This window comes from Mesorhizobium koreense (assembly GCF_031656215.1).
GTDB classification, from domain to species: Bacteria; Pseudomonadota; Alphaproteobacteria; order Rhizobiales; family Rhizobiaceae; genus Mesorhizobium_L; species Mesorhizobium_L koreense.
In genome coordinates this window covers 693,145-718,223 of the sequence record NZ_CP134228.1, presented here as the reverse complement: position 1 = coordinate 718,223, position 25,079 = coordinate 693,145, and the positions used below count along the sequence as shown (strand labels likewise).

Genomic DNA, 25,079 nt, shown 5'->3' with positions numbered 1-25,079 from the left:
GAATGGTCGCGGCCGCCACGGGGTTGGCCGCGACCTTTTGCGGTTACTGCGTTATGCCGAGCTTCTTGCAACCCTCGGCATAACGGCCGGTGCAGAGTTCCGCGGCGGTCTGGATCTTCTTGTCGATGATCTCCGCCTTCAGATTCTCCTGGGTCACGACCGCCGGCACGAAGAGTTTCGAAGGCGTATCGTAGAGCGTCGTTTCCGCCTTGGGAGCGCCGCCCGACAGGAAATCCATCGCCGCTTGCGCTGCGGCAGCGGCTACGATCTCGCTCGGCTTGGAAATGGTGTTGTATTGGTCGCCGGCGATGATGAGCTGCAGCGCCGCGATCGTCGCGTCGTTGCCTGTCACCGGCGGCACCGGGTTGACACCAGCCGCCTTGAAGGCCGCGATGGCACCGCCGCCGGTGCCGTCATTAGCCGCGACAACGCCGAGGATCTTGTCGCCGAAGCGTGTGATCTGGCCGCTCGCCCACTGCTGCGCCTTGGGCGGCGCCCATTCCGGAGTGTCGTATTCGGCAAGGATCGGATAGCCGCTATTGTCGAGCCCTTCGTGGATGCCTTTCTTGATGAGCCCGGCGGCGGCGTCGGTCGGTGAGCCGTTGATCTCCAGCACGCCCTGGCCTTCCTTGGCGGCAACGCCCTTGTCCTTCAGATGTTTTACCAGCGATTCGGCGATCGCCTTGCCGATGCCCTGATTGTCGAAGGAGACATAGAAATCTGCCTTGGCCTCCGGGATCGGCCGGTCATAAGCGATGACCTTGATGCCTTGGCCTTGCGCCATTTTCACCAGCGAGGTGGCAGCGGTGGAATCGACCGGGTCGAGCACGATGACCTTGGCGCCCTGCGAAATGACCGAATTGAACTGCTGTTGCTGGCGCGCCGCATCGGCATCGGCGTTCTGGTAAATCACCTTGCAGCTTTCGCACAGTTTCTTCATCTCGGCCGCAAAGCCGGGATAATCGTGCTGCTCATAACGGGTCGAGGCCTGGTCGGGCATGAGGAAGGCGACGGTCGCGTCCTTCACTTCGGCGGCCTGCGCGAAGATTGCGGTCGCGCCGAGAAACGACAGCGCCAGCGCGGCAACGCCGACATGTTTGAGCGAGAGCTTTTTCATTCGGACTTCTCCCTTTCCGGAATGGACTACAGGAATAGTGTTGTTCGTCGTCGTCAAGACAAGCCTTCCCCTTCATTGACGGGAAGACCTGCCGCATCGGCAGGCCGCTGGCGGCGAGCCTGCTTCTTTCTTTCGATTATGGTTCCTCCCTTGCTCCTTCCTCAGGCGGCACGCGCCGCGTTGATGTTGTCCGCCAGAAGACGCCTGAAACGCGAAGGCGACATGCCCTTCTCGGCCAGGAACTGACGGTTGAAATTGGAAAGATTGTTGAAGCCGACCTCGAAGCAGATGTCGGTGATGGTTGCCTGCTCGTCGCTCATAAGGATCTGGCAGGCGAGGTTGATGCGCAGACGTTTGACATACTGGACCAGCGACATGCCCGTATGGCGGCGGAAGGAACGCGAGAAAGCACTCTGCGACTGGCCCGCGATCGCCGCCAATTCGGCTTCTCCGAAAGGGCGGGTCAGATTCTCGCGGATGAAGGCCAGCGCCTTGTTCATGCCGGCCGACATGTAGCCCGACGGATCGGGCAGGTAGCTCGGGCTGGAAAGCGGTCGCGCGTCGCGGTCGCGGCTCAATATCCCGATGATCGCCATGAAGAGTTCGATGCGGCGCACGCTCTGCGCCTCCATCATTTCCTCCATGAGCGGGGCGAGTTCCCTACTCGTGCGAGAGGCAAACAGCACGCCTCGCCTGGAGGATTCGAGGAGCGCACCGATGCCGGACAGTTCCGGCAGCACCTTCATGGCGCCGCCGATGAACTCCTCGCTGAATTGGATGATACGGCCGCGTAGTGGAATGGTGGCGCCCTCCGGCAGGTCGCTCACCCAATTGTGCGGCAGATTGGGACCGGTGAGCACGAGATTTCCGGGCTCGAATTCGCCGATGAAGTCGCCGACGAAATACCGGCCGTCGGTGGCGACGACCTGATGGATCTCGTATTCGGGATGGAAATGCCAGCGGACCGTGTGGAAGGGATAGCCATGCGACCATGCCTTGAAGGATTCGCCGTGCCGTATCTGGACGACCTCCAGGTCCGGTTTCATCTCGTTTCCTCCGGGGCGTCACGATCCATCGCGTGCGCCCTGTTCCCGGCCGGCCGAATTTTTATCTTCTCGGCTCTGACTGTAGTGCTGACGCTACCGGCTTGCCGCGCCACGCGCCACCACGATTCCGGAGTTGGACTGATACTTTTTTGACCATTGCTACCTAAAATGGGCGTAATTTTCAAAAAAGACAGACTCCCACCCCGCCGATCTCCATCCTATGAGGTAAGGTTAACGACGATAACGGCGAGCGCGGCGGATTGCCGTAGTTCCGGCCCTTGTCCTTCACGAAAAGAATCATCATATTTCTCCGAGGCATGCTGGAGTCCCGCCAGCGGCGCCTGGGACATAACGCCCGACACCGGACGGGACAGAAGCAACAGAGGAAAACATGGCTGATCTTCGCAACTATCAGTCCCGCATGGCGACCGCCCAGGGCCGCAGCGAGGCCTACATCGATCAGGGCCTTCGTGCGTATATGCTCCGGGTCTACAATCTCATGGCGCTCGGCCTTGTCATCACCGGCCTCGCGGCATGGGGCGCGTTCAGCTTCGCCGTCACGCCCGACGGCCAGCTTACGCAGTTCGGCCAGCTGATCTTCCAGAGCGGTCTGCGCTGGGTGGTGATCTTCGCGCCGCTTGCGCTGGTCTTCTTCCTGAGCTTCAGGATCAATTCGATGAGCGTTTCGGCCGCCCAGACGACCTTCTGGGTCTACGCGGCACTTGTCGGCCTGTCGCTCTCCGTGCTCTTCCTGGTCTATACGCAGACCAGCATCGTCAGGACATTCTTCATCACCGCCACCGCCTTCGGCGCGTTGTCGCTCTATGGCTATACGACGAAGCGCGACCTCTCGGCGATGGGCTCGTTCCTGATCATGGGCGTGTTCGGCATCATCATCGCCTCGCTCGTCAATCTTTTCCTTGCTTCCTCGGCGCTGCAATTCGCCATATCGGTGATCGGCGTCCTGGTGTTCGCCGGCCTCACCGCCTACGACACGCAGCAGATCAAGGAGATGTATTACGAAGGCGACGCCGAGGTCGTGGCCGGCCGCAAGGCCATCATGGGCGCGCTCAGGCTCTATCTCGACTTCATCAACCTGTTCATGTTCCTCGTGCAGTTCCTCGGCGACCGTCGCTGAGAAAAGCGCATGGGAAAGACGATCGGGGCGGTCTTCGGACCGCCCCTTTTCTTTTGCCGGGGACGCCGCTTATAAAAGCCGGTTTCCTCGAGGCAGATATGACAGAGATACGCAGAGCAGAGGCGGCCGACCTCGACCGCATAACGGACATCTACGCAGACGCCGTACGTCATGGTACGGCAAGCTACGAACTGGAACCGCCTGGCCGGGCCGACATGGAGGCGAGGTTCGCCGCGCTCGCCGGCGACGGCTTTCCCTATATCGTAGTCGAGGAAAACGGCGGCATCCTCGGCTATGCCTACGCCGGCCCCTTTCGGCCTCGGCCCGCCTATCGCTTCATCGTCGAGGATTCGATCTATGTCGCGCCGGAAGCCAAGGGTCGCGGCATTGGACGGCTGCTGCTCGAGGCCCTCATCGAAGAGGTGAGGCGGCTCGGCTTCCGTCAGATCATCGCCGTCATCGGCGACGGCACGCCCGCCAGCGCCTCCGTGCGCCTGCACGAAAAGCTCGGCTTTCGCCATTCGGGAAAGCTCGAAGGCACCGGCTACAAACACGGGCGCTGGCTGGACACGACCTTCATGCAGCTTTCACTCAATGACGGCGCCACCATGCCGCCCGACCCACGATCGTTTCCCGAACAGCGCTACCGGGAAAGCCGATAGCAATCGCAGCATCACCTCCAAGCTGGACCATAGGGCGGCCGAAGCCATGAACAGGCCCCCCTTCCCAGGCACGACGGAAGCACCGCTTCGTCTCGCTTGACAGGCGCCGGCGCCCGCCGGTAAATGCGCCCGACCGGTGGAACGGGGCTGTAGCTCAGTTGGGAGAGCGCATCGTTCGCAATGATGAGGTCAGGGGTTCGATTCCCCTCAGCTCCACCATTTCATAGATCATAATCTTTTCAGCCACTTAATGGGTCCATAGCAGACCCTCCGCGCCCTATTGCCGACCCCATCATGGCGGAGGAATGGGCAGGGCAGCCCGCGTCCGGCCGTGCCGTCCACCAGTCCCGTAAGTCGATCCTGACCCTGGCTCTCCGCATGACGCGGAAAGGAATGGGGCTGTATTCGCCAAGTAAAGTCGCAACGAAAGGCGACTGTCCACGACGTAGAACTTTCGGGCGACCTTGTGTTATCCGTCAAAGGGTCGAGGTGCGAACTCACCGCTGCTGCTGTACCCTCGCATCAGCGAGGACAGATGACGGGTCAGGGAGATTCCTCAAAAAAAGCTAGGTGCGCTTTTCAGGTTAATTGTATGAATAATACCGGCATATCTTATAATTCAGCAGGATTTTAGAAAGAAATTCTAAGAACATTCAGATGTAACACAAGCGCTGATCACGCCTCCTACATATGTTTGTTTCAATAAAGAGGAATGCTATGCAATGAACTGTGGCGAGAGGGAATGCAATATCGTCGCGAGATAGATGGGCTGCGCGCCGTCGCTGTCCTGCCCGTGATCTTGTATCATGCAGGTTTGGGTATCTTTTCCGGTGGCTTTGTTGGCGTAGATGTCTTCTTCGTTATAAGCGGGTACCTGATCACCACCCTTATAATCGCCGATCTGGAAAAGGGCAGCTACTCGATCGTCGCCTTTTATGAACGGCGTGCGCGACGCATCCTTCCCGCACTCTTTTTCGTTATGCTTTGCTGTTTCCCCTTCGCCTACGCGTGGATGCTCCCTTCGCAATTTGCAGATTTCGGCCAGTCGGTAGCCGCTGTGACCACCTTCGTTTCGAACATACTGTTTTGGAGAAGAACCAACTACTTCGCACCCGACTCCGATCTCAATCCGCTGCTGCACACTTGGAGCCTCGCGGTCGAAGAGCAGTTCTATATATTGTTCCCGATCCTGCTGTTGCTCCTGTGGCGGTTAGGCCGTCGTGTCCTTGTCTTCGTCGTTTTTGCGCTATCCCTCCTCAGCCTTGGGCTTGCCCAATGGGCCTCCTCGCACGCGACAACCGCAAACTTCTACATTGTGACCGGCAATTTCTATCTCCTCCCGAGCCGAGGCTGGGAGCTCGGTGCAGGCGCTCTATGCGCTTTCGTTCTGCACGGCCGGGCGCAGCCATCCAACACCATCCTGTCCGGCCTCGGTCTGGCATCAATCATCGTTTCCGTTTTCTTCTACGACGACTCGATACCGTTTCCGTCGCTCTACGCCCTCTTGCCAGTTGCCGGTGCGTCGCTCGTCATCCTGTATGCCGGGTCATCCACATGGATCGCGCACCTTCTTTCGACGCGCGTGCTGGTAGGGATCGGCTTGACCTCTTACAGCGCATATCTCTGGCATCAACCGCTCTTCGCCTTCGCCCGGATCCGCATAGAACACCCTACGCAGACGATGCTGGCCGGCTTGACGGTTGGAACCTTTGCCCTTGCGTGGTTCAGTTGGCGGTTCATCGAGCGGCCCTTCCGTGGACGAGGCAGGCTGGTCCCCTCTCGCACGGCGATCTTCGGGCTGTCAGCCGCAGCCGGCTGTGTATTCCTGGCAGCGGGGTTGGCGGGTTATTTCATGCATGGCCTTCCGGGCCGCATTGCCCCGTCCGGCCGCAGTTTCGCAGAACTCGGCCTTGACCAGCGCTTGAGAGTCAATGACGGCCTCGATTCCGTGTGCGTGGAACTCACCAATTCGCCCCGCTGCCGCAACGGTAGCCATCCTAAAGTCGTGCTCTGGGGCGACAGTTACGCCATGGCTCTGGCGCCCGCCCTTGCTGCCGACGGTCTCGACCAGCCTTTCGTCCAGTTCACCAAACCGGCCTGCTCACCAGTTACCGATATCGCATACATAGATAAGCAGCACCCATCGAAGTTTTCGCAAGGCTGCATCGACTTCAATGACAAGGTCCTGAGCTGGATCAGGAACGAGAGCGACATCGACTACGTCATCATGTCCTCCGCGCTCGGCATCTACGACCACGTTACCTATCGCCGGGATGGCGTGATCATCGGGAAGGACAATATTCCGCTTCTCAAGGAGGAGATGCTCAAGACAGCACGGATGATCGAGGCAGCAGGCGCAATGCCTATCTTCATCTCGCCACCGCCGCGCACTGGGTATGACTTGTCACGATGTGGTGTCGGATTGCTCGTGTTCGGCGAGCATGAGGACTGCAGTTTCAGGGTCCGTGACGAATCGCAAGCCTCGCTTGGCATTCTCAGTTTTCTGAGAAGCATCGACAAGGACATCGGCTACATCGATCTCCCCAGCCTGCTGTGCCGCGATGGCATCTGTCAAACCATGATCGACGGCCGATTCATTTTCCGCGATTCCGGTCATCTGTCCCACGAAGGTGCAGAACTGATCGGGGCGAGACTTGGCCTGGCCACCCTCATCACGACAGCGGAAGCTCGCCGACCGCAGGCTGGCCGGACCAAGGTCAGCCTGAGATAGTGTCACGCGGTTGTCGAAAATGCCGTGGGCGCAGTTCCACCGGTTATCCGTAAGACCCACTTCCCCGGCTCAACCCGAGGGCATGCCGATCGCGTCTCCACCTTCGGGCAGCGTGTCTTTATTGTGCCCGGCCGGCACCAGCACCTTCAACGCGCGCGGATGGACGCGAATTTCCGTTTCCGGGTCGAGAGGCTGGAGCTCTCCGTCTATGACGCAGCGCTGGCGGCGACGGCTTTCTGTCCTCAGCATCACGGTACCCGTTTCGTGGATTTCAACCTGGTCGCTGGCACGCCAGCGCCCGAGCGCGGCCGTCAGGCACAGAAGCAGGAGATGGCGCCGGTGCCGGGCGCTGGTGATATAGACTCCAAGCACGCCGCCATCCGGCCGGTCCGCGTATGGAAGATGGCCTTCGCCATAAAGATTGTTCGATATGGAGATGCCCGCCGTCCTCGCGATGACTTCCGCATGAGGCATATGAAGCGTCACCTTGAGCTGGACGGGATTGCGGATCGTGTCGAGCGCGGCCCGCAGCGACGCGCCGATCTTCCCCAGCCGGGATGAGAAAGCCAGGCGCGAGCGCATTTCCACGATACGCGGATGCATGCCGACCGAAAACTGATGCACGAACGGCTTGCCGTTGGCGGTGGCGATGTCGACCTCACGGACGCGCCCGTCGGCAAACGCTGTCACCGCTTCGTCCAGGGAAAGCGGAACGCCGAGCGATCGCGCGAACAGATTCATCGTGCCGGCCGGAAGCACTGCCAGCACTTTCTCGCCACCCATGACACTTGCAGCCGCGGCGGAGACAGTGCCATCACCACCACCCGCCATGACAACGTCCGCGCCATCGTCCCGCGCAGCCTCTTCAAGTGCCGAGACAAGCCCCTTGCCGGTGACGATCCGCGACTTGACCGTATGTCCGGCATCCTCGAGCGCCCGGCGGGCGCGTATGGCGAATTCCTCCACGTCCAGCGATCTAAGGGTGCCGCCGTCCTTGTTGAGGACCATCAGGAAATTCATGCGTCCACCCCCGGCTCGTCCGATCCGGCAAGTCCGCCGCCGGCCAGCCCACCGCCGACATGGATAACGCGTGGACGCGTAGCCGGTTGCCGGTCGGCGTTAGAGGACCGGATACGGAACAAGTGCCAGCCGATGGCGTTTCGAAAGTGTAAGGGCCGCGCCCGACCCTTCTGGACAGTCCGGTGCGGTGCGCGGCCCCGTACATGAAAACATGCACAAGGAGAGAGATATCATGATCCGCACCCTTTTGGCGACCACGACCGTCGCCGCCCTGCTGACTACGGGCGCGGCGCTCGCGCAGACGACCACCCCCGACACGACCGCTCCCAGCGCGCCGGCGACACAGCCGGCGGAGCCGGCCAACCCTCCCGGCATGAAATCCGCCGACGAAGTCAAGGCCAAAGACGAGGCACAGACCGACGGGCATCTCGCTTCGAGCCTGATGGGCGCCTCGGTCTACAACAGCACCGATGACAATGCTCAGACCATCGGCAGCGTAAATGATCTGGTGATGGACAAGGACGGCAAGATCGTTTCCGTCGTCGTCGGCGTCGGCGGCTTCCTCGGCATCGGCTCGAAGAACGTCGCTATCGACTATTCGCAGGTGAAATGGGAGCAGGGCAAGGGCAATTGGTGGATCATCGTGCCGACGACCACCGACCAGTTGAAGGCTTTGCCGGATTTCGATCCCAAGCCCTACCAGGCGGAACCCGAGGAGAGTGACGCTACGGGCAGTACCGGAGCAACCGGTGGAACGGGCACGGGCACTTCCGGCATGAACGCTCCGTCAACTACCGCGCCATCGACCGGCGGCGGCACGAGCGATTCGGGCGGCTGACGCCCATGCGACATGCGGTCCAAAGGCAATTGATGGACGCGGTATACGAGTGCAGGAGAAGCGGTTAGCAGCGCAGAAGCACTGTATCGTGGAAAGAAAGGGCCCGTCACATGGACGGGCCTTTCCTTGGCGGGTTCCGGCTGAGTGCCGGAAGGGAGCAGGAAGCTCTCGGAAAAAATGCAGGGGACGTCCGCGGTTCGGTCCCGCCCGCGATGCCGGACTTGCCCCGCTTCCGCGCAATGGCTACATGTCGCGCTGGCTACGCGGAGACCTGCATGCTCGCACTCATCCAAACGATCGTCCTGGCGCTCGACATCTACTGGTGGATCATCATCGGCGCTGCCATTTTTTCCTGGCTGTACGCCTTCAACGTCGTCAATCCGCGCAACGAGTTCGTCGGAATGATCGGCAATATGCTGTTCAAGATGACCGATCCCGCTCTGCGGCCGATCCGTCGCTACCTGCCAGACCTGGGCGGCATCGACATATCGCCGATCATCCTGCTTCTGCTCATCTTCTTCATCCGCCAGTTCCTGCTGACGACCGTCGCGCCCGCGATCCTCTGAGCCCGCGATGGCGCAGAAGAAAGCCTTCGAAGTCGACAGATGGCTTTCCCGCCCGGAGTCGGTGTTCCGGCTGGTGCTGATCTACGGGCCTGATCGCGGCCTCGTTTCCGAGCGCGCGCGCGCCTTTGCTGTAAAAACCGGATTGCCGCTCGATGATCCTTTCGCGGTGGTGCGCCTGGAGGCCAATGAGGTCGATCAGCAGCCCGGCCGGCTCGAGGATGAGGCGCGTACGGTCCCGATGTTCGCCGAAAACCGGCTGATCTGGGTATCAAACGCAGGCATCCAGAAGAACCTCGCGGCTGACGTCAAACGGCTTGCCGACAATCCGCCGGCCGACGCGATTGTCCTCATCGAGGCCGGCGAACTGAAGAAGAACGCCGCCTTGCGCACCGCCGTCGAAGGCGCGGCAACGGCGATGGCGTTGCCCTGCTACGCGGACGACGCCAGAGCCATCGACGCGTTGATCGACGAGGAACTGGCGAAAGCCGGTATGGCGATCGGCCTCGAGGCGCGGCAGGCGCTGAAATCGAGCCTGGGCGGCGATCGCCTGGCGAGCCGCGGCGAGATCGCCAAGCTTCTTCTCTATTGCCTCGGCAAGGAACGGGTCGAGGTGGAAGACGTTTTCGCCATGATCGGGGACGTTTCGGCCTCTTCCAACGACGACGCGATCGACGCCGTACTGCTCGGCAAGGCGGCCGATCTGGATCTGGCGCTCGCACGGCACGTCGCCGCCGGCGGACAGCCTTTCCAGATGCTCGCCTCAGCTATACGTCAGTTCCAGAGCCTGCAGACGATGCGCGACGTCATGGAACGTAAAGGACAGAGCGCCGCAGCCGCTGTCGCTTCGGCGCGGCCGCCTGTCTTCTTTGCCCGCAAGAAAGCCGTCGAAACCTCGCTCGAACGTTTTGACAGCGAAACCATCGCCAGAGCACTCGACCGGCTGCGAGACGCCGTCCTCCAGACGCGCCGTCGTGCCGATCTGGCCAAGCCTGCGGTCGAAAGAACGCTGCTTGCTCTTGCGCTTGAAGGCGGACGTCCGCGTCGCTGAGCCAAACTATTGCCGGCTAAAAGTCAGCCTTTCAGCCGCCGGCACAGATCGTCCAGTTGCTCCAGCGTGCGATAGGCGATGCGCACCTCGCCGCCCTTTTGCTTGTGGCCGATCGCAACATCGAGACCCGTTACGTCGGAAAGCAGTTTTTCGAGCGCAACCGTGTCGGGATCTTTCTCCGGCCGCGCCGCACCCGCCTTTCGGGTTTGATCGTGCACGGGCTCATGCGCCAGGGCTTCCGCTTGCCGCACCGACAGGCCATCTTCTGCGATCCGCCGCGCGAGCGCAGCCGGATCGTCCGCCGTGATCAGCGCCCTCGCATGACCGGCTGAAAGAACGCCGTCGACAAGCATCGCACGGACATCTTCGGGCAGTTTCAAAAGCCTGAGCGTATTGGCGACATGGCTTCGGCTCTTGCCGATGACGTTGCCAAGATCCGCCTGCGTATAGCCGTGATCGTCGATAAGCTGCTGGAATCCCAGCGCTTCCTCCACCGGATTGAGATCGGCACGTTGGATGTTCTCGACGATCGCCAGTTCCAGCGCCTCGCGATCGCTGACATCGCGGACGATCGCCGGTATCTCAGCCATTCCAGCAAGCTGGGCCGCCCGCCAGCGTCGCTCGCCGGCGATGATCTCGTAACGGCCGCCGGTCCCGGCGCGCCGCACGATCACCGGCTGCACGATCCCATGCTCACGGATCGACTGGCTGAGATCTGCCAATTCCTCGTCCGCGAAGCGTCGACGCGGATTGCGCGGATTGGGCGATATCAGCTCGATCGGCAGTCCGCGATCGGCGGACACCGTAGCCGCCGCCGGGGCGGCCGGCTGGTCCATGTCGCCGATCAACGCCGCGAGACCTCGCCCTAGCCGTCTTCTGGAAGCGTCTTCGTTCATTGTCGATGCCCTTGGCCGGAGCTTCTCATGCCGCCCGCAACCTGCGCTCGCGGCGGATCACTTCCGAAGCAAGCTGGAGATAAGCCTGGCTGCCCGAGCATTTCAGGTCATAAAGGATAGCCGGCTTACCAAATGAAGGTGCTTCCGAAACGCGCACATTGCGCGGGATGATCGTTTCGTAGACCGTATCGCCCATATGGGCGCGAACATCCTCGACCACCTGATGCGCCAGATTGTTACGCCCGTCATACATGGTCATGACGATCCCCTGGATGGTCAGCCGGGGATTGACCGTGCGCCGCACCTGATCGACCGTCTCCAGAAGCTGGCTCAACCCTTCCAGCGCAAAGAACTCGCATTGAAGCGGCACGAGGACGGAATGGGCTGCTGCCATCGAATTCAGCGTAAGAAGATTGAGCGAGGGCGGGCAATCGATGAGGACATAGGAAAAGCCATCCGGCTCGCCGGCATTGCGGGCAAGCGCGGTCTTCAGCTTCAGCACCCGGTCGGCGGAAGCGGCGATCTCCATCTCGACGCCGAGTAGATCGAGCGTTGACGGGATGATCGACAGGCCGGGCACGGCGGTCGCGACCGCAGCGTCCGCCACTTCGGCGCTCCCCACGATGACATCATAGGAGGAAACAGCGCGATTGCGCCGATCTATGCCGAGTCCGGTGCTGGCATTCCCCTGCGGATCAAGGTCAATGATGAGGACGCGCTCGCCGATGGCCGCCAAAGCGGTCGCAAGGTTGATTGCTGTGGTCGTCTTGCCGACGCCGCCCTTCTGGTTGGCGACGGTGATGATCCGGGGTGCATTTACCATGACGTCAAGCGATCGTTCCACAAAAGGTCACATGGTTTCAGCGGATGCCTAGATTACGGATTTCCAGAATCCTGCCTTCGCCATCGACCATGCTTCGGTGTTCTATCAGATCGAAACGCCATGCGTCACCGGCTTCTTCGATTTCGGATGCATAATCCCGTCCTTTATGGAAAAGGCCGCAAGCTCCTGCGATCAGCCACGGGGAGGCGAGCCCAAGCAGATCCGGCAGTGGCGCTAGGGCTCGCGCGGTAACGATTTCCGGTGCTTCTACAAGCGCATAGGCCTGCTCGATACGGATCGGATGAACCGTCGCACAATCATGTCTGGACAGGGCGGTCTTCAGAAATGCCGCCTTCTTGCGGTTGCTCTCCACCAGATCGATGTGGAAGGCAGGGCGATCGCTCAGCAGGATAGCAAGGACGACGCCAGGAAAGCCGCCACCCGAGCCAAGATCGAGCCACCGCACCGTTTCAGGTGCGAATCGAACGAGCTGCGCGCTGTCGAGTATGTGCCGCTCCCAAAGCTGGCCGAGTTGCGACGGTGCCGCCAGATTGATGCGCGCCGACCAGCGCCGGAACTGCTGTTCGAACTGCTTGAGCTGCCCGATCGTTTCACGTGAAACATCGCCGGCGATGTCTTCCAGTGCGGCGAGGTGGTCGTCACTCAAGCGGCCGTTCCATGATGTGTGCGTTCATGAACCTGGGCATGCGTGAGGACAATCGCTAGCGCCGCCGGTGTCATTCCATCGATCCGCTGCGCCTCGGCCAATGACCCTGGCTTGCGCGAGCCGAGCTTCTGCTTGAGTTCGTTCGACAGTCCTGCCATCGCCGCATAGTCGAGGTCGACCGGGATCGACCTCGCCTCCTCACGCTTGAGTAACGCCACATCGGCCTCTTGCCGATCGAGATAGACGGAATAGCGCGCCTCCGTCTCCAGCCGTTCCACGGCTTGCGCGGGAATGGCTTTCAGTTCCGGCCATATTTCGGCCAGCCGTGCGACGGTCAAATCCGAATGGCTGAGCAATTCAAGCGCCGAGCGGCGGATCCCGTCCTGATTGATCTGAAGCCCGCGCTTGCGCGCCTCGTTCGGGGTCAATGTAAGCCCTTCGAGCAATGCTTGCGCATCGCTAAGTACCTGTTTCTGCTGATGGAACCGCTTGCGGCGATCACTTGAGGCAATGCCCAGTTCGATGGCGAGCGGCGTCAACCTCTCGTCGGCATTGTCGGCCCTAAGCGACAAGCGGTATTCGGCGCGGGACGTGAACATACGGTACGGCTCGCTGACACCGCGAGCGGTTAAATCATCAATCATCACACCGATATAGCTGCCGCCCCGGCTGAAACGGACACTTTCTTTTCTGCACGCCGCGCGCGCGGCGTTTATGCCCGCGACGACGCCCTGTCCGGCCGCCTCCTCATAGCCGGTCGTGCCGTTGATCTGACCAGCCAAGAAAAGACCGCGCACCTTCCGCGTCTCCAGTGTCGGCTCCAACTCGCGCGGGTCGATATGGTCATATTCGATCGCGTAACCCGGCTGGAGCATGTGTGCCCGCTCCAGTCCCGGGATCGTGGCCAGCAATTGAAGCTGCGCATCTTCCGGCAACGACGTCGAAACGCCATTCGGATAGACCGTATTATCGTCGAGGCCTTCCGGCTCCAGGAAGATTTGATGGCCGTCCCGATCGCCAAATTTGACGATCTTGTCCTCGATGGAGGGGCAATAGCGCGGACCAATCCCTTCGATCGCGCCGGAATAGAGTGCGGAGCGATGCAGGTTGTCGCGAATGACGGCATGCGTCCGCGCCGTCGTTCGCGTGATCCCGCATTCGATCTGCGGATTGACGATCCGGTCGGTCATCAGCGAAAATGGCACCGGGTCTGGATCGGCCTCCTGCCGCCCCACAGCCGCCCAGTTGATCGTGCCCCCATCAAGCCGCGGTGGCGTTCCCGTCTTCAATCGACCGAGTCGAAAGCCGGCTTTTGCCATGGTGGCGGAAAGACCGATAGCCGCCTTCTCGTTGATTCGTCCGGCAGGGATTTTCCGTTCGCCGATATGGATCAGGCCGCGCAGAAACGTGCCGGTCGTGAGCACGAGCGCGCCGCAACGTATTTCCCGGCCATCCGCCAGCCGTACCGCTTCCAGTCGCCCACCTGCGATCGAGAAATCAACGACCTCGCCGATGACGACGTCAAGCGCTGCATGGCTGCCGATCGCCGCCTGCATCGCCTCCTTATACAGCTTCCGATCGGCCTGCGTGCGCGGCCCACGCACCGCGGGGCCCTTCCGTCGGTTGAGCAGCCGGAACTGGATGCCGGCTGCGTCCGCCATCCGACCCATAAGCCCGTCCAGCGCATCGACCTCTCGGACGAGCTGACCTTTACCGAGGCCACCGATGGCCGGATTGCACGACATGGCGCCGATGGTCTCGAACGACATCGTCATCAGCGCGGTCGACGCACCGGATCGTGCCGACGCGGACGCGGCTTCACAGCCGGCATGGCCGCCGCCGACGACAATCACGTCATAGGTCGTTTTCGGTTCGGATATCAACATGACAGCGCGACCAATGTGCAAATCGGGACCGCCTGTCAAGACGATCTCGGTGCGGCCCTGTTTCACGTGAAACGCCAACCGCCCGGATGCAGGCATGTTTCACGTGAATCACTCAGGCGAAATCGCCTGCGAACTACTTGCCGATGCAGAAATTGGAGAAGATCGCGTCGAGTAGCTCTTCTACATCCACCGTCCCGACAATCCGCCCAAGCGCATCGCCCGCGAGCCGGAGGTCCTCAGCCCGAAGCTCAAGCCCACGGCCTCCGGCAAGCGCCGTCTCGAGCAGCGCCTTGCACCGTGAAAGCAGTTCCACATGCCGCAGCCGTGACGGCAGTACTCCTGTCACAGACGCCGCTTCCATAGCCGTGGCGGCAAGCGCACCGATCAGCCGATCAAGCCCATCGCCGTCGCGAACGGAAACCACATGATCATGAGCTGCGACTGGAATCCCGCGCACCAGATCAGCCTTCGTCCCCAACGTCCAGATCGGAACGTTACCGAATCCATCCGTAATCGGTAGTGGGTCGGAAAGATCGGTGAGCAGCAGGATCAGATCAGCCGCCGCCGCACGCTCGCGGGCGCGCTCGATCCCGACCGTTTCGACCCTACCGGCATTCTTGCGCAATCCAGCCGTGTCGGTCACCAGAACCTTGACGCCACCCAGATCGAGCGGAACCTCGATCAGGTCGCGCGTCGTTCCGGGCTCTTCCGTCACGATCGCCACGTCGCGCGCGGCCAGCGCGTTCAAGAGGCTCGATTTGCCGGCGTTGGGCGCTCCGACAATCACCACCCGAAACCCCTCTCGGATGATCTCTGCTCGATGATAGGATGCCAGATGCGCCTCGATTTCTTCAGCAAGCTGGTGCATGTCCGGCCAAGCGGTCGCCGACGCCGTATCCCCCACATCCGCCTCGTCGGCAAAATCGAGCTCCGCCTCGACCATGGCGCGTGCCTGAAGAATTCTCGCGCGCCATCCTCGATAGAGCACGCCCTGCTGCCCGGCCGAATTCGCCATCGCGAAACGCCGCTGTGTCTCCGTCTCTGAAGCGATCAAATCTGCCAGCGCCTCCGCGCCGGTCAGGTCCATCTTGCCATTGAGAAAGGCCCGGCGCGTGAATTCGCCCGCCTCCGCCTGCCTCAGCCCGGCAAGGCCGCCGAGTTCACCGAAGATCGCCGCAACGACGCCCTTGCCGCCATGCACATGCAGTTCGGCGGCATCCTCGCCGGTGAAGCTTTTCGGTCCGGCGAAAAACAGGACGAGACCGCTGTCGATGATTCCCCCATCCGCCGCGCGGATCTTCCTCAGCTCGGCGCGCCATGTCTCAGGCACGATCCCGCACAGTTTCACCAGCGCATGCTTCACGCCCGGACCGGAAATGCGGATCACCGCAACGCCGGACGGAAGCGTACCGCTCGACAACGCAAAGATCGTATCAGCGAATATCGTTTGCTCCATCGTCCCCTACGACCTACGTACCGATAAACCGTGGAGCCGCCCCATGCCCCTGCCCGCCGAAAACCTGCTTTCCGCCGAGGCAAGCCCCTACCTGCGCCAGCACAAGGATAATCCGGTCCACTGGCGCCCCTGGTCGAAAGAGGCACTGGCCGAGGCCCAGGAAACCGGCCGTCCCATTCTTCTTTCAATCGGCTATGCGGCCTGCCACTGGTGCCATGTCATGGCACATGAAAGCTTCGAGGACGAGTCCGTCGCGGAGTTGATGAACCGTCTCTTCGTCAACATCAAGGTCGACCGGGAGGAGCGTCCGGACATCGATCAGATCTACATGGCGGCGCTGGCCGCGACCGGCGAACAGGGCGGATGGCCGCTTACCATGTTCCTGACTCCTGACGCGAAGCCCTTCTGGGGCGGCACCTATTTCCCGAAGGAACCGCGCTACGGCCGCGCCGGCTTTACACAGATCCTCGACGCCATTCACCGTGCCTGGCAGGAAAAGAAAAGTGAAATCACTGCCGATGCCGCCAGGCTGACCGCCCATGTCGAGTCCCAGCTCGCGCAGAGCCGCGATCCGTCGCCTCTTTCCAGCCAGCAGATCACGGCCCTTGCCGAGCCTTATCTCTCTGCAATCGACCTGGAGCGTGGCGGTCTCAAAGGCGCACCCAAATTTCCCAACGCTCCGATCATGACGACGCTTTGGATGCAATGGCTCGAAAGCGGCGACACGCGCTACCGCGACGCCGTGCTCCACTCACTGCGATCCATGCTGAACGGCGGCATCTACGATCATATCGGCGGCGGTCTCTGCCGCTATTCCACCGATGCCGACTGGATGGTCCCGCATTTCGAGAAGATGCTCTACGACAACGCCCAGCTCCTCATGCTTTGCGGCTGGGCCTACGGCGCCACGGGCGAGAAATTGTTTCAGGGGCGAATCGAACATACCGTATCCTGGCTCTTGCGCGAGATGCGTTCGGAGGATGGCGCCTTTACCTCCAGCCTCGATGCCGACAGCGACGGCGAAGAAGGCAAGTTCTATACCTGGACACGCGAAGAGATCGACGCAGTGCTCGGCGGCGATGCCGACCCTTTTTTCGAGGCCTATTCGCTCGCGAGCCCACTCGGTTGGGAGGGACATCCGATCCTCCACCGTTCCGCCGACAAGATGGCGGGCAAGGAAGAAGAGGACCTATCGCCCTTGCTTGAAAGGCTCCGGCTAGTTCGGGAAAACAGGGTTCGACCGGGCCGCGACGACAAGGTTCTGGTTGACTGGAACGGCCTTGCCATCCGCGCTATCGCGCAATGCGCCCGGCAGTTCGAGCGCTCCGACTGGCTGGATGCAGCAGAGGCCGCTTATCGTACCGTAACCGAATCGATGCTTGAGGACAGGCTCCCACACTCCATCCTCGGCGAACAAAAGCTCTATCCCGGCCTCTCCAGCGATTACGCGGGGCTGATTAATGCCGCCGTTTCGCTCTACGAAGCCACCGGAAAGCCGGCCTATCTCGACGATGCCCACCACATGCTGGCGGCACTCGATCGCTGGCATGCCGATCCGGCCGGCACCGGATATTATCTGTCCGCCGCCGACAGTTCCGATGTCATCATGCGCGTCCGCGGCGACGTCGACGACGCCATGCCGTCAGCCACCGCGCAGATTATCGAAGCGGTCGCGCGCTTGGCTTCCGCTACCGGCGACGCCGGTCTCATGACCAGGGCTTTCGACATCGCCGCCTCGGCTGTCGGACGCGCCATCCATCAACGCTACGGCCAATCAGGAATCGTCAATACGATCCCGTTGGCGATGAACCCGCAAAAACTGGTGATGGTGGAGCCGGATGGCGGTGCCCGATTCGTTCCGGAGGCGAATCGGATGCCGGATCCCCGTCGTATCGACCTCCCCCTTCGGCAATCAGCCGAAACAAGCAAGATAACACTGCCCGGCGGCGCTGAAATCGACCGCTCGAAGCCGGCAGCGTATCTTTGCATCGGCATGACCTGCCTGCCGCCCATTGAAAATCCGGCGGCACTGCGCAAGGCGCTGACGCCTGCTTTCCCGGCCTAGGTATTCATCGAATCGAAGAAATCGCCGTTGGTCTTCGTCTGCTTCAGCTTATCGATAAGGAACTCGATCGCGTCCGTCGTGCCCATCGGCGCCAGGATGCGGCGCAGCACAAAGATCTTCTGAAGATCCTGCTTCGCGATAAGGAGATCTTCCTTACGCGTGCCGGACTTGAGGATGTCCATCGCCGGGAAGATGCGCTTGTCGGCAACCTTGCGGTCGAGCACGATCTCGGAATTGCCCGTGCCCTTGAATTCCTCGAAGATCACCTCGTCCATACGGCTGCCCGTATCGATGAGCGCGGTCGCGATAATCGTCAGTGAACCGCCCTCCTCGATATTGCGAGCGGCGCCGAAGAAGCGCTTCGGCCGCTGCAGCGCATTGGCGTCGACGCCGCCGGTCAGCACCTTGCCGGAGGACGGCACGACCGTGTTGTAGGCACGCCCGAGCCGCGTGATGGAATCGAGCAGGATCACCACATCGCGGCCATGCTCCACCAGGCGCTTGGCCTTCTCGATCACCATTTCCGCGACCTGAACATGTCGCGACGCCGGCTCGTCGAACGTCGAGGAGACGACCTCGCCTTTCACCGAGCGCTGCATGTCGGTAACCTCTTCCGGTCGCTCGTCGATCAGAAGCACGATCAGATAGCATTCCGGATGGTTCGCCGTGATGGAATGAGCAATATTCTGCAAGAGAACCGTCTTGCCGGTACGCGGCGGTGCCACGATCAGCCCGCGCTGGCCCTTGCCGAGCGGCGCGACGAGATCGATCACTCGCGGCGACAGATCCTTCGTCGTCGGGTTTTCGATTTCCATCTTGATCCGCTCGTTCGGATAGAGCGGCGTCAAATTATCGAAATGGATCTTATGCCGGATCTTCTCCGGATCCTCGAAATTGATCGTATTGACCTTGAGAAGCGCGAAATAGCGCTCGCCTTCCTTGGGACCGCGGATCGGCCCCTCGACCGTATCGCCGGTCTTCAGCGAAAAGCGGCGTATCTGCGAGGGCGAAATATAGATGTCGTCCGGTCCTGCCAGGTAATTCGCGTTCGCCGAGCGAAGGAAGCCAAAACCGTCCTGCAGCACCTCGACGACGCCCTCCCCGACGATCTCGGTCTCCTGCATCGCCAGCTTCTTGAGGATCGCGAACATCAGCTCCTGCTTGCGCAGCACGCTGGCGTTCTCGACCTCGAGCGATTCGGCGAATGCGATCAAATCAGTCGGAGTCTTGCTTTTGAGTTCCTGTAGTTTCATTTCCTGCATGATGCGGGCTCGTAAGAGAGTTCGGGGAGGAATCGACTGTGCGATAATGGCCTGCGGCAGCGCGTTTCTGGCATTCCGTCAGGCTGAGGAGAGACCGTCTATCTACCGTTCCCGCCCCTAAAGAGCAAGTCGGGATTTAGGTGTCCGTCAAAACGGCTTGACGACCACCAGGATGACGATGCCGATCAGCAATAATGTGGGAACCTCGTTCATCATCCGCCAGTGGCGCGATGATTTTTTGTTGCGGTCTTCAGCGAAAGCACGAACAGCCGAAGAAAAATAACCGTGTACCCCGGACATCACCAGCACCAGCGCGATCTTGGCGTGCAACCAGCCGCCGGCAAAATGGAAGCCGCTCCAGGCGAGCCAGAGACCGAGCGCCCATGTGACGATCATCGCCGGGTTGATGATCGCCCGCAAAAGCCGCTTCTCCATCACCTTGAAGGTTTCCGACTGCACAGAACCCACCGGGCTCTCGGCATGATAGACGAACAGCCGCGGCAGATAGAGCATACCGGCCATCCACGAGATCACGGCGATGACGTGAACCGCTTTCGCCCAGGCATAGAGATTGGCCGGATCGAGATAGAAGATCAGGGCGACGATCGCCGCAAATACAACCATCGCGATCGCAGCCCGTCGTACCGCCTTGACGCCGCTCGTCCGGCTGACCTTCCGCACGTCAGGCTCCGTCACGCTTTCGCCTCCCTCAGCAGCTCGATGAGCGCCTCGACATACGCAATCGGCGTTTCGGGCGTGATCCCATGCCCGAGATTGAAGATCAACGGTCCCGCGCCAAGCCCACCCAGGATGATATCGACACCCTCGATGAGCGCGTCGCCGCCGGCAACGAGCCGCATCGGGTCGAGATTACCCTGCACCGGCCCTTCGCCCTGCAGTTCTGCCGCCATCGACATCGGAACCGTCCAGTCGAGCCCCAGCGCCGTCACGCCGGTTTTCTCCCTGTAGGAGCGATAGGCTCCCGCCGCTCCACGCGGAAAGCCGATAATCGGAACATCCGGGAACCGCCGCCGCACCCGCGCGACGATCTCGGCAACCGGACGCACACAGTACCGCTCGAAACATTCCTCATCGAGCACACCCGCCCAGGAATCGAAAATCTGCACCGCATCGGCGCCGGCCTCGATCTGGCGAACCAGATATTCCGCCGAAACCTCCGCCAGCTTCCCGAGCAGCCGATCCATCGCGTCTGCATGACGATAGCCGAAAAGTCGCGCCGGCCCCTGGTCCGGCGTGCCATGGCCCGCGATCATGTAGGTCGCGACCGTCCATGGCGCCCCACAAAAGCCGAGTAGCGTCGTTTCGTGAGACAAGCTCTCCCGAACCCGGCCCACCGCCTCGTAAACGGGCTGCAGGTGATCGTGGAAGCTGGCTATCGAAAGCCTCTCTATGTCGCCGACGGCAATCGGCTCCAGAAGCGGACCCCTTCCCTCCTCGAAACGTACTTCCCGCCCGAGCGCATGCGGCACCACCAATATATCCGAAAACAGAATGGCAGCATCGAAGCCGAACCGCCGGATCGGCTGCAGCGTCACTTCGGCCGCCAGTTCTGGCGTGTAGCAGAGATCAAGGAAGCTTCCTGCCTTTCGCCTTGTTTCCTTGTATTCGGGCAAATACCGTCCGGCCTGGCGCATGAGCCAGATCGGAGGCGGAAACACTGTTTTTCCGCTCAGGACTTCAAGGACGGAACGGCGGTGATTCAAGGATTCGTCCCGATCTCTTTCTAAAAATAGATCTTAAAGAATCTGATTCTGATTCTATGACTCTGTTGGAAGCAGGGATTACGACTTATCCCATTATCGTCGGGTGCCAACGAGTCAGCATATTGTCGCGCATAGATTCGTCCCATGTGGATGAACATTTGGATAAATTGGAAATCATATGTTTCTTCAATGACTTGAATGGTTAGCAAAAAGCTAACTCAACCGCACCCCGATGTGGAAATCCTGCCTTCTCTACACTATCCACAGCCCAGCGCGGTTTCTCCTCACATCGGTGCCGATTGTGGACAAGTCGGCTTCTGATACAGTCGCGTCGAACGCCCGGCCGTGGCCCGGCGATTTATCCACAGTTGACCACAGGCCGGATCCTATCTGTTGAACAAGCCCCAGAGCTTCTTCCACCTTCACCTGATCTCCGATGCGACGGGTGAGACGCTCCTGGCGGCCGGCCGCGCGGCTTCCGCCCAATACAAGGATGCACGCGCGATCGAGCATATCTATCCGCTGATCCGCACGGAGCGGCAATTGGCCAAGGTGCTGGACGATATCGACCAGGAGCCCGGTATCGTCCTTTATACGGTCGTGGATCAGGACCTCGCCCGCCGGATCGACGAGGGCTGTGCGGCCATGGGCCTTCCCTGTGTCTCGGTACTGGAGCCGGTACTGCTTGTTTTCCAGTCCTATCTTGGAACGCCGGCCGGTCGAAGGGTGGGCGCACAACATGTCCTCGATGCGGAGTATTTCCAGCGCATCGACGCACTGAATTTCACGATGGAGCATGACGACGGGCAACTGCCGGACGATATCGAGCAGGCCGATGTGGTGCTGATCGGCATATCACGCACGTCGAAGACGCCGACCAGTATCTATCTGGCGAACAGGGGCATCAAGACGGCAAACATCCCGATCGTGCTCGGCGTACCGATGCCGGAAAGCCTGAGCATGGCAAAGAAGCCGCTGATCGTCGGACTGATCGCCTCGGCCGAGCGTATTTCCCATGTGCGCGAAAACCGTATCCTGGGCTCGACGCCGGCATATGATGCCCGCGCCTATACGGACCGGGCGAATATCGCCGAGGAACTTGCCTATGCAAGGCAGATCTGCACGCGCGGCGGCTGGCCGATGATCGACGTCACACGCCGTTCGATCGAGGAAACCGCGGCGGCGATCGTTGCGCTCCGAAGCAAGGCGCGCTAAAGCGCCTCGCGATCTTTCAGGCTCGCACCGTGCGCTTTAGCTTCTTGATTGCGCATGTCTTTGTCCCGAAACCGGTGCCCGCTCCGGGAGACGTGTGTTAGCGGTCTACCCACACGGAACAGGTGAGACTTGGCACAGGAAATCATTCTTGCTTCCGGCAGCCCGCATCGCCGTGCGCTGCTTCGGAACGTCGGGCTGGAATTCTCCGTGGAGAAGCCGGATATCGACGAGCGCGCGGTGGAAGCCGCGCTTGCCGGCAGCGGTGCGACGCCCGAGGATGTAGCGGTCGTGCTCGCCGAAGCGAAGGCGGTCGCCGTCAGCGAACGTCACCCGGACGCGCTCGTGATCGGCTCGGACCAGACGCTCTCGCTGGGCGATGAATTCCTTCACAAGGTAGCCGATATGGAGGCAGCGCGGCGTCAATTGCTGCGCCTTTCCGGCAGGATGCACCAATTGAGCAGCGCCGTGGTGCTGGCCGGGCAGGGCGAGGCTATCTGGCGACATACTTCTGTCGCGCATATGACGATGCGAAAACTCGATCCAGCTGATATCGGCCGCTATCTTTCAGATGTCGGCGATGCCGCGCTCGGCAGTGTCGGCTGTTACCAGATCGAGGGGAGGGGCATCCGCCTCTTCGAAAAGATCGAAGGCGATTTCTTCACGATCGTCGGCCTGCCGCTTCTCCCGTTGCTGGCGGCGCTGCGCGACAAAGGGGCTATCGATGGCTGAGGGTTCTCGCCGGGCATTCGTCTGCGGTCATCCGATCGCGCATTCGCGCTCGCCAATGATCCATGGCTATTGGCTGGAGAAACTCGGTCTTCACGGCTCCTATGAACGTATCGATGTCGCGCCGGACGCCTTTCCCGCATTCCTCGAAAGCATCGGACGGAACGGGTTCGCCGGCGGCAATATCACCATTCCGCACAAGGAGGTGGCCTTTCGTATCGTCGAGAAACGAGACCCCGATGCCGAAGCGATCGGCGCGGTGAACACGATCTGGTTCGACACGGAGGGCCGGCTGTGCGGCGGCAACACCGATGCCTACGGCTTCGCCGCCAATCTCGATGACGAGGTTCCGCAATGGGCGGAGGGCCGCAAGGCTGTCGTACTCGGTGCCGGCGGGGCCGCGCGCGCCGTCATCCACGCGCTTAAGCAACGCGGCTACGATGATATCCGTCTCGTCAACCGCTCGCGGCCGCGCGCCGAGGAACTCGCCGGCCGCTTCCGGCCGGGCGTATCGGCGCATGGCTGGGAGGCGGTCGCGGGATTGCTTGGCGATGCCGACCTTGTCGTCAACACCTCCTCGCTCGGCATGAAAGGCGCACCCGCGCTGGAAGTCGATCTCGAGCCTTTGCCCGCGCATGCCGTGGTAGCCGATATCGTCTATGTGCCGCTTGAGACGAAGCTTCTGAAAGCCGCGCGGGCGCGGGGCCTGGCGACGGCCGAAGGGCTCGGCATGCTTCTCCATCAGGCCGTTCCCGGATTCGAGCGCTGGTTTGGTCGTCGCCCTACCGTAAGCGAAAGCTTACGGAAACGTATCGTCGCCGATGTGGAGGCGCCGATATGATCGTCCTCGGGCTCACCGGCTCGATCGGCATGGGCAAGTCCACCGCCGCCCGGATGTTCATGGAAGCGGGCGTGCCCGTCCATGATTCGGATGAGGTGGTGCATCGGCTCTATTCCGGTAAGGCCGCGCCTCTGATCGAACACCGCTTTCCCGGAACCGCCTCGAACGGCGTTGTCGATCGTGAAAAGCTTGCGAAGAGGGTTCTCGGCGATCCGGAGGCGCTGAAGGAGCTCGAAGCCATCGTACATCCCTTGGTGCGGGAGGATGAGAAGAGTTTCCTCCGGGAACAGCGCGGCAAGGGCGCGACGCTGGTCGTGCTCGACATTCCGCTTCTCTTCGAGGTCGGCGCCGAAGGACGCGTCGACAAAGTCGTGGTGGTGAGCGCACCAGCCGGGATGCAGCGGGAAAGGGTGCTGGCGCGGCCGGGCATGACCGAGGCCAAGTTCGAGGCGATCCTGAAGAAACAGGTGCCCGACGCTGAAAAGCGCCGGCGCGCGGATTATGTCATCGATAGCGGCAGAGGGATGGAGCCGGCACGCCTTGCCGTGGAGCGGATCGTTGAAGAACTTACGAGCAATGCCGCGTTGGACAAACCGCAGCACTTGTCCCTTTAGGCGTTGCCGGGCATCCTGCCGCCGGAGCTGATTCGATGCGCGAAATCGTCTTTGACACGGAAACGACCGGGCTGGATTCGAGGGCCGACCGGATCATCGAGATCGGCGGCGTGGAACTGGTCAACCGTTTCCCGACCGGGCGGAGTTTTCACGTCTTCATCAATCCGCAGGGCCGCGAGGTCCATCCGGAGGCGCTCGCCGTCCATGGCATCAGCAATGCCGATCTCGCCGACAAGCCGTTCTTTGACGCCATCGCCGCGGAATTTCTGGAATTCATCGACGGCGCTCGGCTGATCGCCCACAACGCGCATTTCGACCTCGGCTTCATCAATGCCGAGTTCGAGCGCTGCGGCCATCCGCTGATAGAGACGCATCGCATCGTCGATACGCTGGCAATCGCCAAGCGCAAGCATCCGATGGGGCCGAATTCGCTCGATGCGCTATGCCGCCGCTACGGCATCGACAACAGCCACCGCTCGAAACATGGCGCTTTGCTCGACAGCGAGCTGCTGGCGGAAGTCTATATCGAGCTGATCGGAGGCAAGCAGGCGGCGCTCGGCCTCGAAGTCGCGGTGGCGGCGACCCGCCAGGAATCGGCCGACGGCGAGACCGCGTTTGTCATTGCCGGCCGGCCAGCGCCGCTCCCGCCACGTCTGACGGAGGCGGACCTCGCCGCGCATGCAGCCCTCGTCGTCGCTCTTGGCGACGACTCCGTTTGGGCAAAGATAGCGGGATAGA

23 protein-coding genes and 1 tRNA gene are annotated in these 25,079 nt (G+C 61.3%); 13 read left to right on the top strand and 11 right to left on the bottom strand.

Features of this window, described 5'->3' with window-relative positions; genetic code table 11:
* Window positions 1-43: 43 nt before the first annotated feature.
* Window positions 44-1,117 carry an ABC transporter substrate-binding protein gene (locus tag RBH77_RS03350; protein ID WP_311030738.1) on the bottom strand — a complete coding sequence of 358 codons (1,074 nt, stop codon included), beginning with the start codon at window positions 1,115-1,117 and terminating at the stop codon, window positions 44-46.
* Between the two features lie 161 nt (window positions 1,118-1,278).
* A complete protein-coding gene (locus tag RBH77_RS03345) occupies window positions 1,279-2,163 on the bottom strand; it encodes a helix-turn-helix domain-containing protein (protein WP_311030737.1) in 885 nt (294 codons plus the stop codon).
* Window positions 2,164-2,554: 391 nt separating this feature from the next.
* Here RBH77_RS03345 and RBH77_RS03340 point away from each other — a divergent pair, with 391 nt between their 5' ends.
* From RBH77_RS03340 to RBH77_RS03325, 4 genes are all read left to right on the top strand, one after another.
* Window positions 2,555-3,301, top strand: coding sequence for a Bax inhibitor-1/YccA family protein (locus tag RBH77_RS03340; RefSeq protein WP_311030736.1), 747 nt, complete (start codon window positions 2,555-2,557; stop codon window positions 3,299-3,301).
* A gap of 98 nt (window positions 3,302-3,399) precedes the next feature.
* Window positions 3,400-3,963 carry a GNAT family N-acetyltransferase gene (locus tag RBH77_RS03335; protein ID WP_311030735.1) on the top strand — a complete coding sequence of 188 codons (564 nt, stop codon included), beginning with the start codon at window positions 3,400-3,402 and terminating at the stop codon, window positions 3,961-3,963.
* A 143-nt stretch (window positions 3,964-4,106) separates the two neighbouring features.
* A tRNA-Ala gene (locus RBH77_RS03330) sits at window positions 4,107-4,182 on the top strand.
* Between the two features lie 523 nt (window positions 4,183-4,705).
* Window positions 4,706-6,694 (top strand): acyltransferase family protein, encoded by a 1,989-nt coding sequence (locus RBH77_RS03325; protein WP_311030734.1) that lies wholly within the window; start codon window positions 4,706-4,708, stop codon window positions 6,692-6,694.
* A gap of 69 nt (window positions 6,695-6,763) precedes the next feature.
* Here the strand turns inward: RBH77_RS03325 and RBH77_RS03320 are convergent, their stop codons facing one another.
* Entirely contained in the window at window positions 6,764-7,714 is a 951-nt protein-coding gene (locus RBH77_RS03320; RefSeq protein WP_311030733.1) for a diacylglycerol/lipid kinase family protein, read from the bottom strand.
* 232 nt (window positions 7,715-7,946) lie between these two features.
* On the opposite strand from RBH77_RS03320, the gene RBH77_RS03315 reads away from it, so the two are divergent.
* The 3 genes from RBH77_RS03315 (at window position 7,947) to holA (ending at window position 10,166) form a co-directional block, all read left to right on the top strand.
* A complete protein-coding gene (locus tag RBH77_RS03315) occupies window positions 7,947-8,552 on the top strand; it encodes a PRC-barrel domain-containing protein (RefSeq protein WP_311030732.1) in 606 nt (201 codons plus the stop codon).
* A gap of 275 nt (window positions 8,553-8,827) precedes the next feature.
* Window positions 8,828-9,118, top strand: coding sequence for a YggT family protein (locus RBH77_RS03310; protein WP_311030731.1), 291 nt, complete (start codon window positions 8,828-8,830; stop codon window positions 9,116-9,118).
* Window positions 9,119-9,125: 7 nt separating this feature from the next.
* Window positions 9,126-10,166, top strand: a complete 1,041-nt coding sequence (holA, locus tag RBH77_RS03305) for a DNA polymerase III subunit delta (protein WP_311030730.1) — start codon at window positions 9,126-9,128, stop codon at window positions 10,164-10,166.
* Between the two features lie 23 nt (window positions 10,167-10,189).
* On the opposite strand, the gene RBH77_RS03300 is transcribed toward holA, so the two are convergent.
* The 5 genes from RBH77_RS03300 to mnmE all read right to left on the bottom strand — a co-directional run bounded on the left by RBH77_RS03300 (window position 10,190) and on the right by mnmE (window position 15,894).
* A complete protein-coding gene (locus tag RBH77_RS03300) occupies window positions 10,190-11,062 on the bottom strand; it encodes a ParB/RepB/Spo0J family partition protein (RefSeq protein ID WP_311030729.1) in 873 nt (290 codons plus the stop codon).
* A gap of 25 nt (window positions 11,063-11,087) precedes the next feature.
* Complete coding sequence (locus RBH77_RS03295; protein WP_311030728.1) at window positions 11,088-11,885, bottom strand: ParA family protein; 798 nt, start codon at window positions 11,883-11,885, stop codon at window positions 11,088-11,090.
* Between the two features lie 37 nt (window positions 11,886-11,922).
* Window positions 11,923-12,552, bottom strand: coding sequence for a 16S rRNA (guanine(527)-N(7))-methyltransferase RsmG (gene rsmG / locus RBH77_RS03290; protein WP_311030727.1), 630 nt, complete (start codon window positions 12,550-12,552; stop codon window positions 11,923-11,925).
* Entirely contained in the window at window positions 12,549-14,438 is a 1,890-nt protein-coding gene (mnmG, locus tag RBH77_RS03285; RefSeq protein ID WP_311030726.1) for a tRNA uridine-5-carboxymethylaminomethyl(34) synthesis enzyme MnmG, read from the bottom strand. Before mnmG ends, rsmG begins: the two co-directional genes overlap by 4 nt.
* Window positions 14,439-14,571: 133 nt before the next feature.
* Entirely contained in the window at window positions 14,572-15,894 is a 1,323-nt protein-coding gene (mnmE, locus tag RBH77_RS03280) for a tRNA uridine-5-carboxymethylaminomethyl(34) synthesis GTPase MnmE (protein WP_311030725.1), read from the bottom strand.
* 43 nt (window positions 15,895-15,937) lie between these two features.
* Here mnmE and RBH77_RS03275 point away from each other — a divergent pair, with 43 nt between their 5' ends.
* On the top strand, window positions 15,938-17,959 hold the full coding sequence (locus tag RBH77_RS03275; protein ID WP_311030724.1) for a thioredoxin domain-containing protein: 2,022 nt from the start codon (window positions 15,938-15,940) through the stop codon (window positions 17,957-17,959).
* Here the strand turns inward: RBH77_RS03275 and rho are convergent.
* The 3 genes from rho to hemE form a co-directional block, all read right to left on the bottom strand.
* Complete coding sequence (rho, locus tag RBH77_RS03270) at window positions 17,956-19,221, bottom strand: transcription termination factor Rho (RefSeq protein WP_311030723.1); 1,266 nt, start codon at window positions 19,219-19,221, stop codon at window positions 17,956-17,958. The genes RBH77_RS03275 and rho overlap by 4 nt on opposite strands.
* Before the next feature lie 147 nt (window positions 19,222-19,368).
* Complete coding sequence (hemJ, locus tag RBH77_RS03265; RefSeq protein ID WP_311032409.1) at window positions 19,369-19,845, bottom strand: protoporphyrinogen oxidase HemJ; 477 nt, start codon at window positions 19,843-19,845, stop codon at window positions 19,369-19,371.
* Window positions 19,846-19,913: 68 nt separating this feature from the next.
* Entirely contained in the window at window positions 19,914-20,876 is a 963-nt protein-coding gene (gene hemE, locus RBH77_RS03260; protein ID WP_311032407.1) for a uroporphyrinogen decarboxylase, read from the bottom strand.
* 462 nt (window positions 20,877-21,338) lie between these two features.
* Here hemE and RBH77_RS03255 point away from each other — a divergent pair, with 462 nt between their 5' ends.
* The 5 genes from RBH77_RS03255 to dnaQ all read left to right on the top strand — a co-directional run bounded on the left by RBH77_RS03255 (window position 21,339) and on the right by dnaQ (window position 25,078).
* A complete protein-coding gene (locus tag RBH77_RS03255; protein ID WP_311030722.1) occupies window positions 21,339-22,160 on the top strand; it encodes a pyruvate, water dikinase regulatory protein in 822 nt (273 codons plus the stop codon).
* 129 nt (window positions 22,161-22,289) lie between these two features.
* The gene (locus RBH77_RS03250; RefSeq protein ID WP_311030721.1) at window positions 22,290-22,889 is read left to right on the top strand and encodes a Maf-like protein; all 600 of its coding nucleotides are present in this window, start codon (window positions 22,290-22,292) and stop codon (window positions 22,887-22,889) included.
* On the top strand, window positions 22,882-23,727 hold the full coding sequence (locus tag RBH77_RS03245; protein ID WP_311030720.1) for a shikimate dehydrogenase: 846 nt from the start codon (window positions 22,882-22,884) through the stop codon (window positions 23,725-23,727). The genes RBH77_RS03250 and RBH77_RS03245 overlap by 8 nt, the downstream gene beginning before the upstream one ends.
* On the top strand, window positions 23,724-24,341 hold the full coding sequence (gene coaE, locus RBH77_RS03240; RefSeq protein ID WP_311030719.1) for a dephospho-CoA kinase: 618 nt from the start codon (window positions 23,724-23,726) through the stop codon (window positions 24,339-24,341). Before RBH77_RS03245 ends, coaE begins: the two co-directional genes overlap by 4 nt.
* A 35-nt stretch (window positions 24,342-24,376) precedes the next feature.
* Complete coding sequence (gene dnaQ, locus RBH77_RS03235; RefSeq protein WP_311030718.1) at window positions 24,377-25,078, top strand: DNA polymerase III subunit epsilon; 702 nt, start codon at window positions 24,377-24,379, stop codon at window positions 25,076-25,078.
* Window position 25,079: the final 1 nt, after the last annotated feature.